The following is a 16,757-nucleotide window of genomic DNA, read 5'->3' as shown; positions in this document are numbered from 1 at the left end:
GTTATACCATTCCGAGTAAGTATCTGATAATTCAGCGGGAATTCAAAGCACTGTAGGCAAGGTGAATGTTTGAAGCTAATAGTTATTCTATATCGAGAAAATTAAACGTAGCATAAAGGGCTTTGAAACCCGCACTGCGTGAGTCTCTGAACTGAGCAGATACTTATATGGAATGGTATTAAATAGTCGCTAGATGCGTTTGGCGGCTGAGTATCAATTTACGATTATCAGCTAACGTAACATAGCGTGATCAAGAATATTTTTAAGGGTTAACATGAGAGTTTGTGGCGTAGAGTTAAAAGGCGGTGAAGCGGTAATTAGCCTGCTGAGCTATGAAGGTGAGACATTTAATATACCAGATTGTCGTCAGCAATCATTCATCATTTCACATTCGGAAGCTACCGAATCGATTCGTGATTTTCAATTCACTTTTAAGAAGCTAATGGAAGATTACCATGTCGATAAAATCGTGATCATTTCACGTGAGCAGAAAGGTAAACTGGCTGGTAGTGCCACTAGCTTCAAGGCCGAAGCCGCCATTCAGCTGCTCGACTTGCCAGTTATCTTGATTTCGCCAGTGACAGTCAAAGAGCGCCTGAAACGAAACCCACCTCAGGTAGATTTCGAAGGTCTGGGGCTTAAACGATTCCAAAAGCCTGCATTTGATGCGGCATATGCTTACCATAATCAGCATATTTTTAATGTTTGGGGTGATGACCAATCAGACAGCTAAGTTTTTATGACTTAAGCTGCTAAATAAATATGAGGGCTAAACGCCCTCTTTTTTATGCCTTTAAAAAACAACCTATATCAGATTAACTCATGGAAAATCAGCTTAAATACCTCAACGGTTACCGCCAAGAAATAAAAGATCAAGTGGCTAGCTTACTTGAAAATGGCAAACTTCAGTCTGTGCTGTTGAACCGTCATGGGGATATCCACAATATTCGCACCGACAAGGCCCTATACGATTACACCATAGCAATAAAGAACCGCTACCTGCGTAAGTCTCAGCCCCTGTCGAAAGTCCAATATGACGATAAAATATCCCTCAGTCATCAGGCATTGGGATTACACTCCTTTGTGTCCCGAGCTCAAGGCCGTAAGACTAAGGCAAAGAATGAAATTCGCATTTCATCCCGGTTAAAACGTGTCCCAGAATCTCTGCTAAGAATGGTAGTGGTGCACGAATTGGCGCACCTGAAAGAGAAAGATCACAACAAGGCTTTCTATCAACTCTGTTGTCATATGGAAGGAGATTACCATCAGTTGGAGTTTGATCTTAGGCTGCTACTGACCTTAGTCGAACACGATCAGAATCCCTATACCTAATAGACATCAAACATAGGACAAAAAAATATCAGCCATAGGCTGATATTTTTAATCATTCATCTTATTGAAAGGCGTGAATCAAATAATAAGCTTAAACCTGACCCATCATCATCTTACGTACCTTGACCAGTTGCTCGAACTCATCCATCTGCTTTTTAGACAACTTACTGGACATAGGAATATTGGCTGTCATTGGGTTCACTGGACGACCATTAACATGAAACTCATAATGAAGATGCGGGCCAGTTATGCGCCCGGTATTACCCGAGAGAGCTATTACCTGACCACGAGTAACACGTTGTCCTTTATGAACTAAGGCTTTCGACAAGTGCAGATAGCGAGTTCGGTACTTATTACCATGCTGTATCACCACATATTTACCGGCATACCTATGGTTAGTCACCAGAGTGACAATACCATCACCGGGGGCAATGACCTTAGTACCGATTGGCGTGGCGAAATCTGTACCATTATGAGGGGACGTCCGCCCTGTCACTGGGTGATGGCGATGACGATTAAAACGTGAGCTTATACGGTAGTTCTTCAGCAGCGGAATACGCTGAAATGCACGTGACAGGCTGCGGCCCTGATCATCGTAAAAATTACCATCACTATTTTGAAAGGCGGTAATGTCACTGCGGCCACGATGAATAGTAATACCTAAAATATCACTGACACCCGTTGCAGTGCCATCGATAAACTGATCGTTCATCAATACCGAGAATCGGTCACCCGCACGAAGATCTCGAGCGAAATTGAGCTTCTCTTTTAGCAGAGACTCGATGCGTTGAATCTCTCCAGCATTCAAACCTATCTTCTTGGCCGAAACATAGAAAGACCCATGGATCTCGCCAAAGACACTGCGATTACGCCAGATCCCTTCGATATTGATATCATCGACATTAAAACTGCCGTCATCGAAGCGAGTAAACACCACTTGATGTGCCGCAGAGAAATAGAGCTCTAATTTTTCAAGTTCTCCCTTGTCATCGAGCCAGAATTTTATCTGGTTACCCGGCTTTAACGTATCTAATGCCAACACATTTAAGTCGGCCTCTAATACCCGGTACATGGTTTGTTGATCCACGCTAGCCTGCATGAAGAGTCCACTCAGAGTATCGCCACTGGTGATCTTATGAATAAAATCTGGCCTTGTGATGATATTTTCTGTTTGAGTAGTAGGTTTAAGCTGAGCAATCAAGGTCTCGATATCTAAATCGATCGGAATGCGCTGGGGCATTGATTCGTTATTCGTCGGCCATAGAATGGCTGCAGCGATGATTAGTCCCCCGCCCAGCATGACTTTTTTGTTAAAATTAGACTCTTGTAAAGACAAGAGTGCCTGAATAGTCGATAGAGGTGACTTTAAAAAAGAAACCTTAAGAAATGAAAATTTACCCGTTCGCAACTTGTAGCCCCATCTAACTTATTTTGTTTTAGTACAAAAAACCGGAGCTATCCTGTCAACAAAGTGTCATCCATTCTTGGAATGAGTGATATAAGTGGTGTTATATCAAGGCATGACACACGGTTTTGTTACATTTGTATAAATTTGGCTTGTTCATCCATAGGGATAAACAATCGAGATAACTTATACCAAAATTAAGACAAAGTACAAACTGATCGACTAGAGAATTTTGAATAATTATTCTTAATGTGATTTAACTTGCATTGGAACCCTCTATTTGAACAGAACCAATGTATTAATTAACTGACTTTGAGCAAGCACTCGTTTAAGGCAGAACGATAACCGTTTCACTGCCTTGGGCTGTTTTGATGATATCGATGCGGGTGCCTATCTGCTCCTTCATCTCGGAGACATGAGAGATAACCCCTATCATGCGGCCAGAAGATTGCAGATCCATCAAGGTACGAATAGCTAAATCCAGTGAGTCTTGATCTAAGCTGCCGAAACCCTCATCGATAAACAGGGTATCGAGTTTAATCCCACCGGCATAGGCCTGTACGACTTCTGATAACCCCAGCGCCATAGAAAGCGCTGCCATAAAGCTCTCTCCGCCACTCAGGGTCGCCACGGGGCGCACCTTAGAGGTGTAAGCATCTTCCACCTCCAGCTCGAGTCCTGAGGCCTTATTGCCCTTCGCCCTCTCCTCTTTACGTATCAGTCGGTAACGCCCCTTGCTCATCATCTGTAATCTATGACTCGCCTCGAGCAGCACATCATCGAGCAGCACACTCAAGACGAAGCGCTGTAAACTTATCTTATTGCCTGTCTGTCCATTAGCCACTTCAGATAAGGTACCGATAACGGCATACTCATCCTCAAGTTTCTTGGCCTGAGAATCGGCGTCGTTTAGCTGCTTTTGAGTCTGAACCAATTGTGTGACTCTGCTCTGAATGAGTTGCCAACTATGCTCAGCCGCTTGCAGCTCTGCCTGACTCGTCGCCACCCGCTCCTCAACATCGATTAATTGAGGCCTTACTTGCCCGTCAAGCTTCTCACTGAACTGAGTTAGGGTCGTCTGATTGGCAATACAAGCCTGCTGATAGTTAGCGATTCCATCGGCTATATCTTTAAGGACTTCACTGGATAACAAAGCATGGGTCAATGCCTGCTTATCACTAAAACCTGAACTCGATAATTGGCTACTTAGCTCCGCATGAGCCTCATGACTTAACTCCCTTGCCTGAGCACTGTTCGACAGAGCACTGGCTAAAGCTGCAGACTGTGCCGCATCTTGCTCCAGTGCTTGTGTATGAGACTGGCGTATGGTGTTTATGCTTTGGTGTAGCGCCGTAACATGGGCATTAGCTTGGCGAATCGCATTTTTGAGTACATCTAGGCTACGATATTGATCAGGTATAGCGGCTGATGCTTGCTCCACTTGTCCTTTAAGACTCGATACGAGATTCTGCAGCTTTTGAAAATGCTCTCGTTCAGCATCGAGCTCCGTTTGCAGATCCCTCTCCTTCGATTGCCAGTTTTGTATTTGCTTCCTTAGCTGAATTAATTGCTGAGCGGCAGTATTGGCTTTAGTAAGCTGCTGCTGTAACTCCTGCAATTGTGACTGCAAACTTTCAATGGGTTGAGTACAGCTGTCGCCAATTCTTTGCTGAAGTTCATCTAATTGCTTCAACTGCACTTGATATTGAGTGTTTAAGCCTGAGTAATCGGCTCTAGCTTGGTTAAGGGCTTCATTTGCCAATTCTTCAATTCGCTGAGCCTGTTGCAGCTCCTCTTCAGTTGGCAGTTGCTCCTCACTTTGAGCGGGATTGGGATGTTCAACGCTACCACATACCAGACACGGCAGCCCAGGACTAAGCTGCAATGCTAAACTTGCTGCTTGCCCACGATGCCAAATCAGCTGCAGTTGTCGGTGGCTCGTTTGCGCTTCGCTAAAACGAGACTTGAGTTGTTGACCTTTCTCTTTTGCCTGTTTCAAGGCCTGTTCAGTATGACTAGATTCGATACTCGCCTTTTGCCACTGCAGATAACGCTCAATCAAGTCGTTTTGAACAGTGACAGCTTGCTGGGCATTAACCTGCTCACTAGCACCTTGCTCTAACTGAGAGATTCGTTGCTCTGCGGCATATTTTTCAGCTGCTAGAACTTCTAATACTCCCTTCTCTTTAATACCTTTTTCTTTGGCTTGATCACGTTCACCTGTTGCCTGACTGAACGATTTTTGTAGACCATCTAATCCTTGAAGCTGAGGCTCCAATTGAATTAACTTTTGCGCTTCATTCTGTGCTCGTTGCAGTTCCACATCCAACTCAGCCAATGAGTCAAACTTGGTTTTGCTTAAGGCCAGTGCCTGCTCACTGCTCTGCTTAGCAGATTGAATTCGAGCCAGGCTATCTTGAGCTTGAGCGACTTCTTTTTCACGAGACAGTGAAACATCTAACACTGGTTTTAATTGCTGCGCCTTTTGACCGCTTTCTAGCCTTGCTCTGTCTTGCTCTATCGCCTGATTTTGCTCATCTAATACTGCAGCTGACTGTTGCAATTTTTCCAGAGCATCGAAATCATTGGTCAGTAACTTGGCAGACTCAAACTGCTTATTGGCATCAATAAAGACAAGGCTCGCCTTCTCTTTACTCTCAACGGCTTGAGTTAGTTTAGGTGAAAACTCGGCAAGCTCAGCGTTTAACGCTTCATCTGACTCAAGCTCGATATTGTGTAAGATCCCATCGCGTCTGTTGCGGTGATCCCGAACCTCAGCTTTAATTGCAGAAGCCTGAAACTTGAGTTTATCTTCAATCTTACGATAAATTTGAGTCTGAAACAGCTGACTGAATATCTTCTCTCTGTCTTTAGAGTCTGCCATCAGGAGTTCGCGGAACTTACCCTGGGGCAGCACCATGACTTGACGGAACTGGTCGGCATCCAGACCTGTGAGTTGCTCAATTTCAGCGGTAGCCTCAGAGACCTTACTCGCCACCAACAGATGCTCGCTACAGTCACTATCGATACGGTAAAGCTGAGCCTCAGGTTTCTGCACCGTGTAACCATCACCATTTTTCTTGGCGCGTTGCTGTTCGGGTACACGGCGGATGCGGTATTGAATATCACTCAGGGCAAAACTAAAAGTCACCTCGGTGAGTAGACTGTCAACGGCTAAGTCGCAGCGCATCTGACTGCCTTCACGCTCATCACCTGTGGTCTTACCGTATAGAGCGAAACAGATGGCATCTAAAAGCGTGGTTTTACCCGCGCCAGTTGGTCCGTTGATCAAAAATAATGGATTGGTGCCCAGCGCCGAAAAATCGGTTTCCTGGGTCGACGCGAAGGGGCCAAAGGCCGACATCACCAGTTTTAATGGCCTCATGATGCACTCTCCACTTTGTGTAACTCATCGATTGCCGCTGTCATCGCCTGTTGCTGTGCCTCTGTCATTGGCTCTCCGGATACCTGAGAGAAGAAATCACTGAACATATCCAACTCGCCCTTCTTGATGTGATCCCGGCTAAGCTCTACTCTGCCATTATCCGCCATCAAGCCCGTGCGCTCCAAGTGCAGCACATTAGGGTATACGCTTCTCAACTTACCCATGGCATCTAAAATGGCGGTTTTATCTAACAGTCTCACCATCAGGTAATCTTCACGATTGACGTCTGTTTTTCCTTGCTCGAGTAACTCAGCCAACTCCCCTTCGATGATGCGCACATCCCTCATCGCAGCCAGTGGCAATAGCTCTACGTTAGCTTTACCTTGATTATCTAACTCGACCAAGGTGACTGATTTATTTTGATGCTGCTCACTGAAAGAGTACTTAAGCATGGAGCCGGAATACCTGACATGCTCAGCCCCCTTATACTGCGGCCCATGGAGATGACCCAGCGCCGTATAATTAAACGGAGTAAATAAACTTGGAGAGATTCTATCCGCGCCGCCTATACTCAGCGGACGCTCAGACTCAGACTCGCTGCCGCCATCGAGGAAACAGTGGCTAATCACCACTTTGGGTAAATCTTGGCTGTCATGAATATGCACTTGCTCAAGCAATTTAACCATAGCCTCTTCATGACTCGTCACTTCACACTCAAACACATGACGCACAGTGGCAGGATCGGCGTAAGGCAAGCCATAAAAAACGGCACTGCCCTGCTTGCCTTTAAGCTCTATCGCCGCAACGTTTTTGGTCAGCGGACCTATGATATACAAGCCACTATCTGTCATCTGTCTCGAGGCAAAGCCAAGACGTTCATGGCCATCATGATTACCCGCGATCATGACTACGGGTATCTTAAGTTCATTAACGAGACGATTCACCACCTCATCGAGCAGCGCCACGGCATTAGCTGGTGGAATAGATCTGTCATAGATGTCACCGGCAATAATCACGGCATCGACATCATGTTCGACGGCGAATTCAACGATCTGATTTAACACGAAGCGCTGATCTTCGAGCAGATTCTGGTTATGTAGCTGCCTGCCAATATGCCAGTCAGAAGTGTGGATAAATTTCATGCATTCTCGATTAAAATGAGGAAGATGGAGAACCTGTTTTTTGATTTAGCTATAGTAAGAAAACTATCGCCGTTTCACAAGCATGATAACCCTGTGACAATCACTTTTGCAGCTAAAGATGTGTTAGTCTTTTTTGAGTTAAGCTCATTTAACTGCTCCCCGTGATGACTAGATTCTGATGCAATAAATACCTAGTTTAAGGATTAACTTTTTGTAATGATTCATCCACGTTGGTGCAAGGGACAACACGTACAATTCAGTTCTCAACCAACAACCCACTAGGATAACAAAATGAAATATACTAAATTAATCTGTGCAGCGCTGGCCTTCACATCACTATCAGCATTTGCGGGTCGTGAAGACGATGCACTGTCCGCACTAGCATTACAACGCGCTAATTTCACTTTAGAGCAGGCGATTGAGAAGGTAAGTACAGATTACGCTAAGCACATTGTCGAATTTGAAATTGATGATCATCATAATCAAGCAACCTATGATATTGAAGCTGTCAATCTTGAAACAAAAGAAAAGCATGACATTGAATTAAGCCTTGCAGATGGTGCGGTGTTAAAACATAAAACTAAAAATAGCTTAAGTCGATTAGATAATGATGACCTGTTAGCGTTACAGGAGTTACAAGCGTCAAAATTTAACTTAGGCGCGACCATTGCCCAATTACAGCTTAAATACAGTGCTGATGTTTTTGAGTTTGAATTAGAGAACAAAAAAGGCATTACATTCTACAAATTTAAACTCATGGGCGAGCAAGGCCTTACACGTGTCATTGTAGATGTAACTACTGGCAAAGCCATTCCAGTAATGAAGCGCTAATTCAGTCAACATTTATAGGGGAGTAGCACTCCCCTAGGGAAACTTTTTGCGAATTCTTGTTATTGAAGATAACCAGACGACTCGTCAATACCTACAAAAAGCCCTTAAAGAACAGGGCTACGAGATTGATCTAGCGGATAATGGCCAAGATGGTTTATTCTTAGCGCTTGAAGGCGACTACCAATTAATCGTGCTTGACCGGATGCTACCTAAATTAGATGGCTTAACGGTATTATCGACGTTAAGAAATGCAGGCAAACAAACACCAGTACTTATTTTAAGTGCCTTAGATAGCGTCTCTGAACGTGTAAGAGGGCTGCGTGAAGGCGGTGATGATTACCTAATCAAACCTTTTGCGCTTTCTGAGTTGCTCGTGCGTATTGAGATCTTAATTCAGCGCAAAGGTACTCACAGCGAAAAGCTAACCAGCGTTTTGCACGTTGCCGATCTAAAAATGGATCTGCTTTCTCATAAGGTGTTCCGAGGGTCAACTGAAATCTCCCTGCTGCCAAAAGAGTTTAAGCTGTTACGTTATTTGATGGAGCATAGCGGACAGGTGGTATCTCGCTCGTTATTGTTTGAAGCAGTTTGGGACTATCAATTTGATCCACAAACGAATGTTATTGATGTTCATATGGCAAGATTGCGTAAAAAGGTAGAATTTGATGGTCTTACCCCTTTACTGGAAACAGTACGTGGCGTCGGTTACAGAATGGTGGAGCAGCGTTAAAACCGCCCACTCGGTGTGGCGTTTAACTCGTTTGTATACTGGCTTGTTATTATCGGTGGTGACCATCTTACTGGTAGTCTTGTATCAATTGAGCATTGGTCAAATGAACCGCCAACAAGGGTTACAAATGGCTAATATTATTGCTCAGCAAACATCACTTGCTGAGCAATTAAGTACAGAGCAGTTTATTGAACAATTTAAGCTACAGGCTCAAAGTTCACGTCAATACATTCTGAGTTATCAAATAGAGCAACAGCTCATTGGTAGACTTAGCGCCCCCCCTACGACTTTATCGCAATGCCCGAGCTTATCGCGTTTCCCGATTTGGTTAGACCAATTTGATGAGATCAGGCTGGTTTCCGGTTGTGCTCAGCCTATGGCCTCTGGAACGCTCATAGTGGCTGTCGACGATGAATCATTATATGAACTTAAAGCACAATTTATCAGTGCCTCAGCCGTTGCATTATTACTGGCCGTATTGCTCGGCATAATAACGGGCTTAGTTTTCTCAATGCGGGTGTTAAAACGCATTAACAGCTTTAATCAAGTCGCCTTACGGGTTGAATCAGGTCAATTGAACGCACGTGTCGCAGTATCGGACCATAATGATGAATATGATCATATGGCCTTACATATCAATACCATGCTCAATCAATTGCAACACTCCTTTGAAACGGTTTCCGGGATCACTGATGCGATTGCTCATGATTTACGCACGCCACTGAGCCATTTAAGGCAGCAAATTGAATCGGAGATATTAACTAAACAGCAACTGAATCACCCCAGTGAGCAGCTAGAATCTATGCTAGATAAGCTCGACGAGATATTATTTACCTTTAGTGCAATGCTTGAATTGACTAGGCTCCAGCAACAGAAAGAGAGCAACACCAAACACTTTAAAACGGTTGATTTACAGCAAGTCATTATCGATGCTGTGGATTTAGTAGAGCCGCTTGCAGAAGAGAAACAGCAAGTTGTCAGTATAGAAAGCGCTGAGCCCTTCTCTATTCAAGGTGATGCAACGCTATTGTTTCGAGCCATATATAATCTGCTAGAAAACGCCAGTAAGTACGCCGGAAATAAAGCACAAATCAGCGTTCAGTTAACACCCCGTGGTTTTACTGTTAGCGATAATGGACCTGGTATTTGTGATATCGAAAAGGAAAAAGTATTTCAGCGCTTATATCGCATTGAAAAAAGCCGTGGTGTGGCTGGTTTTGGCTTAGGCTTAACCTTAGTCAAAGCCATTATACAACTGCATAACGGGAAAATAGAGTTACTGGATAACCAACCAGGCTTAATTGTACAAGTCGAATTTTCGAACTAAAAAATACGATTACTGGTAAAGCATATCTATGAGACAATTATAAGCGAGTGATAAGAAAACAGTGCCGTAACACACAATGAGTCAAAGCTTGATAGCCCATCCCTGAACTCTCAAAGCCGCATCTACACTGTATTGGGAAACGGAATTCCTAGCTTTTAGTGTTCACCATAAAAGGCACTACATCAACTCATATCTTCCCCCTATTCCCATAAGCCTAAACTGAACAAATAAATTGCGATTTATTTCGCAAAACATGATGGATTGCAAAATTAGGCACTTAAAAATGAAATAATGAGTGCGTTTCTTACTGAATATTGTTACTACAGGTATTCATAAGAAATTACGATTTTTAGGTATTAGGCTCATGCAGTATTCAAAGTTTGGTGAAAAATTTAATCGTAACTCCGGCATTAATCAGTTGATGAATGATCTCAATGATGGGCTACGCACACCAGGCGCCATTATGTTGGGCGGTGGCAACCCTGCCACTATTCCTGCGATGCAGGATTATTTTCACCAAGCAGCAAGCGAGATGCTGGCAAACGGTGAGTTGATAGCGGCATTAGGTAACTATGATGGTCCTCAGGGTAAAGATACCTTTCTAACAGCCTTAGCGGGCTTGTTACGGGAGACTTATGGCTGGGATATCAGCGAGAAAAATATCAGCCTGACCAACGGCAGCCAAAGTGCCTTCTTCTACCTGTTTAATCTGCTTGCTGGCAAGCAAGTTGATGGCAGCCACAAGAAAATACTCTTACCTCTGGCACCTGAATATATAGGTTACAGTGATGCCGGACTGGACGATGATATATTTGTCTCTTACCGCCCCGAAATCGAGATGCTAGATAACCGCATGTTTAAGTATCATGTGGATTTTGAGCAGCTAAAAGTGGATGACTCGGTAGCAGCAATATGTGTGTCTCGCCCCACCAATCCCACGGGCAACGTGTTGACCGATATTGAGATATCCAAATTAGACCTCTTAGCACGCAAAAATGACATTCCTCTTATCATAGATAACGCTTACGGCACCCCTTTCCCGAATATCATCTTCGAAGAAGTGACACCATTTTGGAACAGCAACACCATACTGTGTATGAGTTTATCCAAATTGGGTTTACCCGGCGTGCGCTGCGGCATCGTGATAGCCAATGAGGAGATCACTCAGGCGCTGACGAATCTTAATGGCATTATCAGCCTAGCCCCCGGAGGATTCGGCCCAGCCATTGCCAAGCACATGATTGAATCAGGCGATCTATTACGTTTAAGCGAATCGGTGATCAAACCTTTTTATAAAGAAAAATCAGAGTTTGCACTGTCTTTGTTACAGCAATCCATCACAGACAGCAGGTTCAAAATTCATAAACCAGAAGGTGCCATGTTCCTCTGGCTCTGGTTCGATGAATTGCCTATCACCACTATGGAGCTCTATGCCAGATTAAAGGCTCGTGGAGTATTGATAGTACCGGGAGAATATTTCTTCTTTGGACAGAAAGAACAATCGGAGGAAAAGTGGGAGCATGCCCACCAATGCTTACGAATGAACTATGTGCAAGATCAAGCCAAGATGCGTGAAGGAATTGCGATTATCGCAGAAGTAGTTGAGAAGGCTTATGCAAACTCTTAGGCTGCCGTGCTTACTTGTCAGATAACAAGTGTCAAATATCTTCTTAGGTTTGTTTCATTGAGCTGGTTTGGTATTTGGTCAATTGGCTAAATACCATAGCCTCAAATAACTTGCGAAAATGTTGAGAGATGAAAGTAGGTTAAGAGTGGCGAATCTTAAATGTTAATAAAAATTGATGCATTGTCCATTTAGACATCACCCACTAAAAACTTATTGGCACATAATGCCCAAAGCAGTCGGCACGCATTAACGTGTCCGACTGCCTTTGCATTTTATGTGCAGCTACCTATCTAAACAGGAACTACTTTATTTGCACAAGGACCTTTTTGACCTTGGCCAACTTCGAATTCAACAGCCTGGCCATCACTCAAAGTTGCGTATCCGCCACCAGCTTGAATTTCTGAATGATGAACAAACAGATCTTTGCTGCCATCTTCAGGTGTAATAAAGCCGAAACCTTTATCTGCGTTGAACCACTTAACTGTACCTTTAGCCATTATATTTACTCATAATTGTTGGTGAAAAACAAAAGTTTATATCCGAATTCACCGTTCGAATATAAATGTAAAAGTATACGACAAAACACATAAAAGCTTAGTATTTATGCGTTGCGCTGGTTACCAAGCATAAATTGCTTGGTAAACTTGGCTGCTGCCACATCTACATTATGGGGTATGCTATAGGAGTTTTCTTTTTTACGGTAGTCGTTTTTAAGCTTATACGATAAAAAGGTCAGACAGGATAATGTCGAATGGTCTTATAGATCAACTTATGTAGATGCTGCTAGCTTCAAAGCAGGGTCAAAGATGATCCCACATTTTCGGGAGTCCCATCATCTGCCCCATATAAATATGGGAAATGTCAGGAACACTTTATACCATATTAAGGTAGAAGTTTTGGCAAAATCCACACTCTCAAGCTCAGTTAAACCCAAGCAAAAAGATCATATTGTGTCGACAGTAGCTTTACACTCATGGCGATAGACATAGTGACGACCAATGGCTTGATTATTTTTGTCCCCTTAGTCAGGACGAGTCTGGAGCCCAGAGTGGCTCCGATTGCCTGACCAACGAGCATGACACCTCCGAGCAACCAAAATACTTTGCCACCGATGGCAAAAAAAATGAGTGAGGCAATATTGGTCGAGAAGTTGAGCACTTTGGCATGAGCTGTGGCTTTGGCGAGGCCAAAACCAGCAAGAGACACGAAGGCTAATGCGAAGAAACTGCCTGTTCCCGGGCCAAAGAATCCATCATATAACCCAACGCCGAATGCTGCTGTAAAACCAAACATAACAGGTGTAAAGACTTGATGTTTGTCCTCTTCGCTGATCTTCTTTGAAAACAGAAAGTAGCCACCTATACCTAGAATTAAGAAGGGTAATAATGTCTCTAAGAAAGCTGTGTCGACCATCTGTACGGCTATGGTACCAATAGCGGCACCGACAAAGGCACAAGCGATAGCCAACTTCATCTCACCGAGTTTCACCATGCCTTTACGCACAAAGTATAGGCTGGCAAAGAAACTGCCACCACAGGCTTGCAGCTTGTTGGTCGCCAGTGCTGCTGTAGGCGGAAGACCTGCCCACATAAGTGCTGGAATAGTGATTAAACCACCGCCTCCCGCAATCGCGTCGATAAAGCCTGCCAACATAGCCACGCCAAACAGGAGTGCGATAAGTTCATAGGATAGTTCCAATGGCATAGATAAGTCTCAAAATAGTTTACACGCGTAGAATGGTATTATTAGACGATATTTGCACAAGATGTGCAAAGGAGTTATCGTCCACTTAGAGTGAGATATTCTCACACAAATAATCAGCGGGCACATGATGCATTCACCTCTTCCACCACTCAATTCACTCCTGGCTTTTGAATCTGCCGCGAGACACTTGAGTTTTAGCAAAGCGGCCAACGAACTCTTCGTTACTCATGGGGCCATCAGCAAACAGATCAAGGGATTGGAGTCATTTGTAGGCGTCCCCTTATTCATTCGCCAACATAGAAAATTATTGCTCACTGATGATGCCCAACGTTACCTCGTTCAGGTGCAGTCGGCGCTGCAGACCATAAATAATGCGACAGATGAGATAAAGTCACAACAGATGCGAACTCAGACGCTCTCTATCAACGTCTTGCCTAGCCTCACCATCAATTGGCTTATCCCCCGGATGGAGGAATTTAAGCGGCGACACCCTCATCTGTATGTGGATCTCTCCATTGGCGATTTTGCGGTAGATTTCGATAAGAGCCGTTGTGACATCGCCATCAGAAGTGCTCAGAATGAGCCGACAGATGCCAACTTTATCAAGCTAATGGATGAAGATCTCTGCTTGGTATGTTCCCCTCTGTTAGCCGAACAACTTAACACCGTCGAAGACATCAACAAGATGACCTTGCTTAAACACACGACCAGGCCAGAGCTTTGGCCCTACTGGTCACAGCAGGTTGGACTGGCTTTGACCACAGATAAGAAGTTTGGCATGGAACATTTCTATATGCTCAGCCAAGCAGCAGCTGGTGACATGGGAGTCGCACTTATTCCAAGATTTTTTATCGAAGAGCAACTGGCTGATGGAAGTTTAGTTATCCCCTTCGATACAGGTTTCACCAGTCCTTACATCTACTACGTGTTGACCCCAAAATCCAGTAACCTGTCACTCAAAGCCCAAGCCTTTATCGATTGGTTATTAGAGATATTCGCCCCCTACCGTAACTAGCAACTCCTAGCTCCTAAACCCTAGCGTCACAGAGTATCAAACATAAAAAAGAAGCCCAAATAGAGCTTCTCTTTTTATGTTTGAGGGTGAAAATACCCCTTAAACTAAACTATCTACCACATCGAAGGCTTGAAGATAATTCATTCCCGGCGTAGCCTCGAATTCAAAATTTAATACCTTCATGCAGGTATCGAAGGTCTTCTCACCAAACCACTGCTTATCGAAAGAATTAAGCGCTTGAATAATCCCCTCACGTCCTCCGTCTCCCTGCAATGACATAGGTGCCAAAGTGGAGATAAAGCCGGCCACTAAACCATAAAGATCTCTCTCAGCATCACCTTCTGCGGCCCAGAGTTTAGGGTCGGCATAGCGACTGGCGTAGTGACTAGTCGCAATGTCTAAGCCGATGCCAAAGTTGACTAAGATAGCTTTCTCTTGGTTACAGATAATATTTTTAGGACAAATGGCACCATGATAAATATCCATCTGATGCATATATTGCAATCCGCTTAGCAGCTGCGTAAACCACATCACAGGCTGACCCAATTGAATTTCAGGCAGCTCATCCAGAGATACGCCATACTCCCATGCTCGTGCGATAAAGAGCTCGTCACTCAGGGGCAACTGGCCAAAACCCAACACCTTTTCGACATGGGGGTGATGTAATTTAGACAGGCTACGATATAAGTTACTCAAGGTGGGCCATTTGGCCTCTACCTTAGTATAAATTGAAACACCACACTGATATTGCCCCTGGATGTGGGTTGCACGCCAGAACTGGCTATTAGGCGTTGCCGCGATAAATTGCTCCAGCTTATAGTGGTGATCGATTATCGCCCCAGTGGTGATTTCTACTCGCTCCGGCAAGGTATCGCAAACGCCATTATCTATCAGTGCCGACAGATCACATCTAAGGGCATCAAGATCGACTGTGCCGCCTTTAGCCGCCAAACGATACCATTGGTATACACGCGGTTGTTTAGTCTGCTCAGCTAGAGCCTGGAATCCTGCTGCATAAGCTTGAATATCTTCACTGCTATTGAGGTTATCTTTGATATCAATAAACTCGACATCCCCCAGATCAGATACAAAAATACAGTTCCCTGTCCAGCCACCAACAGTATATCCTCTGCGGTGGATCTGCTGCAGACCAGAGACTGAGCGCCTTAAGATCTCAAGCAGTTGATAGGTCGTTAATGATTCAGCTTCAAGTATGTTTAATGGTAAGCCTCTTGGCATCCTTATTGGAAGTACTAGCTGCTCACCATCCTGTATAAGCGGTGCGCAATAGGGAACGCCACTACAGCCAGTGAGCGCTTGCAGACGCTTAAACTCAGATCGCAAACGACTCTCATGTTCCTCTGACTGCTCTTTATCGACAAACTGAGTCGGTATCAGAATTTTCAGTAACCAGGGAGCCGTCCACCCACCAGGATTGTACTCTGCCTGCCAGACCTCTAAGCCACTTTGAATGAACAGACACTTGAGCTTAGTGAAATCCTGGATCTTATTATTACGTTGCTCAACAAGGGCGACCTGACCTATGGTTTTAAGCACCATCTCTTTTTGCTCATCAGTCACCTGATGGCTGCGAGGCGCTGTAAGCCCCCACTCCTTGGTCAGAGCGGCAACGATCTGTTGCGGCGTATAGATACTCAAAGACCCTTGTTGCTTCTCCAGCTCAATCTCCTCACCCCTGCGTCCGGTCACAAATACCATTCCCTGACACCAGGGCGCATAGACACCAACAGGGATCTTATGCTTGACGTTACCCGCCAGAACGCGGGCAACATAGTTGGCCTTGGCCAGACTGTTATCCACCTGCCTGCCATCTAAGGACCAGGCATGAAGTCCGGCATCTAAGCGTCCTATATAGCCTTTGACATCGACGACATACACACCCCATTCGCCGATAACCAGCGCATCAACTTCCATGGCTTGCCCGGATTTAGTTGGGATCTCCACATTGGTGAGTAATATGTAATTATCGGGTAGCTCATCCGCCAACAAGGAAAAAGCCCAACGTTCGGCATCATTGACTGGAGTTCCAAAACTTATCTGCTTTGCCATTCTCTCTGGTCCTTCTGTGGCTATTACCCAACTTGTTAAATCTAGGTGTGAGTATGGTAAACCATTTGATGCTACATCATGAATTAGAGGCATAAAAAAAGCCACTCAAATGGTGGCTTAATACAAAATATCTGTCATCTCATCGCTTAGCGATGTAAACCCAATAAAAACGCCACCAAGTGGCATCAA

13 protein-coding genes are annotated in these 16,757 nt (G+C 44.4%); 7 read left to right on the top strand and 6 right to left on the bottom strand.

Going from position 1 to position 16,757, the window contains the following annotated elements:
• The first annotated feature begins 274 nt into the window (after positions 1-274).
• Together FS373_RS02605 and FS373_RS02600 are read left to right on the top strand one after the other, a co-directional pair.
• Positions 275-733 (top strand): DUF3010 family protein, encoded by a 459-nt coding sequence (locus FS373_RS02605; RefSeq protein ID WP_144047234.1) that lies wholly within the window; start codon positions 275-277, stop codon positions 731-733.
• A gap of 89 nt (positions 734-822) precedes the next feature.
• The gene (locus tag FS373_RS02600; RefSeq protein ID WP_144047235.1) at positions 823-1,332 is read left to right on the top strand and encodes a M48 family metallopeptidase; all 510 of its coding nucleotides are present in this window, start codon (positions 823-825) and stop codon (positions 1,330-1,332) included.
• Between the two features lie 91 nt (positions 1,333-1,423).
• Here FS373_RS02600 and FS373_RS02595 read toward each other — a convergent pair whose 3' ends face one another.
• From FS373_RS02595 to FS373_RS02585, 3 genes are all read right to left on the bottom strand, one after another.
• On the bottom strand, positions 1,424-2,740 hold the full coding sequence (locus FS373_RS02595) for a peptidoglycan DD-metalloendopeptidase family protein (protein ID WP_416221744.1): 1,317 nt from the start codon (positions 2,738-2,740) through the stop codon (positions 1,424-1,426).
• 325 nt (positions 2,741-3,065) lie between these two features.
• On the bottom strand, positions 3,066-6,122 hold the full coding sequence (locus FS373_RS02590; protein ID WP_144047236.1) for an SbcC/MukB-like Walker B domain-containing protein: 3,057 nt from the start codon (positions 6,120-6,122) through the stop codon (positions 3,066-3,068).
• On the bottom strand, positions 6,119-7,264 hold the full coding sequence (locus FS373_RS02585; protein WP_144047237.1) for an exonuclease SbcCD subunit D: 1,146 nt from the start codon (positions 7,262-7,264) through the stop codon (positions 6,119-6,121). The genes FS373_RS02590 and FS373_RS02585 overlap by 4 nt, the downstream gene beginning before the upstream one ends.
• 291 nt (positions 7,265-7,555) lie before the next feature.
• Between FS373_RS02585 and FS373_RS02580 the strand changes: the two genes are divergently transcribed.
• The 4 genes from FS373_RS02580 (at position 7,556) to FS373_RS02565 (ending at position 11,779) form a co-directional block, all read left to right on the top strand.
• On the top strand, positions 7,556-8,095 hold the full coding sequence (locus FS373_RS02580) for a PepSY domain-containing protein (RefSeq protein ID WP_144047238.1): 540 nt from the start codon (positions 7,556-7,558) through the stop codon (positions 8,093-8,095).
• 46 nt (positions 8,096-8,141) lie between these two features.
• Positions 8,142-8,825, top strand: coding sequence for a response regulator transcription factor (locus FS373_RS02575; RefSeq protein ID WP_144047239.1), 684 nt, complete (start codon positions 8,142-8,144; stop codon positions 8,823-8,825).
• Positions 8,761-10,152: a HAMP domain-containing sensor histidine kinase gene (locus FS373_RS02570; RefSeq protein WP_144047240.1), complete on the top strand. Its 1,392-nt coding sequence runs from the start codon at positions 8,761-8,763 to the stop codon at positions 10,150-10,152. Before FS373_RS02575 ends, FS373_RS02570 begins: the two co-directional genes overlap by 65 nt.
• A 364-nt stretch (positions 10,153-10,516) precedes the next feature.
• Positions 10,517-11,779, top strand: coding sequence for a valine--pyruvate transaminase (locus tag FS373_RS02565; protein WP_144047241.1), 1,263 nt, complete (start codon positions 10,517-10,519; stop codon positions 11,777-11,779).
• A gap of 290 nt (positions 11,780-12,069) precedes the next feature.
• On the opposite strand, the gene FS373_RS02560 is transcribed toward FS373_RS02565, so the two are convergent.
• Entirely contained in the window at positions 12,070-12,276 is a 207-nt protein-coding gene (locus FS373_RS02560; RefSeq protein ID WP_144047242.1) for a cold-shock protein, read from the bottom strand.
• Between the two features lie 427 nt (positions 12,277-12,703).
• The gene (locus FS373_RS02555) at positions 12,704-13,483 is read right to left on the bottom strand and encodes a TSUP family transporter (RefSeq protein WP_144047243.1); all 780 of its coding nucleotides are present in this window, start codon (positions 13,481-13,483) and stop codon (positions 12,704-12,706) included.
• A 127-nt stretch (positions 13,484-13,610) separates the two neighbouring features.
• Here FS373_RS02555 and gcvA point away from each other — a divergent pair, with 127 nt between their 5' ends.
• Positions 13,611-14,498: a transcriptional regulator GcvA gene (gene gcvA / locus FS373_RS02550; RefSeq protein WP_144049042.1), complete on the top strand. Its 888-nt coding sequence runs from the start codon at positions 13,611-13,613 to the stop codon at positions 14,496-14,498.
• A 99-nt stretch (positions 14,499-14,597) separates the two neighbouring features.
• On the opposite strand, the gene FS373_RS02545 is transcribed toward gcvA, so the two are convergent.
• The gene (locus tag FS373_RS02545) at positions 14,598-16,568 is read right to left on the bottom strand and encodes an NERD domain-containing protein kinase family protein (protein ID WP_144047244.1); all 1,971 of its coding nucleotides are present in this window, start codon (positions 16,566-16,568) and stop codon (positions 14,598-14,600) included.
• Positions 16,569-16,757: the final 189 nt, after the last annotated feature.

Source organism: Shewanella sp. YLB-07 (assembly GCF_009377275.1).
This window is presented reverse-complemented; position numbering and strand designations above follow the sequence as displayed.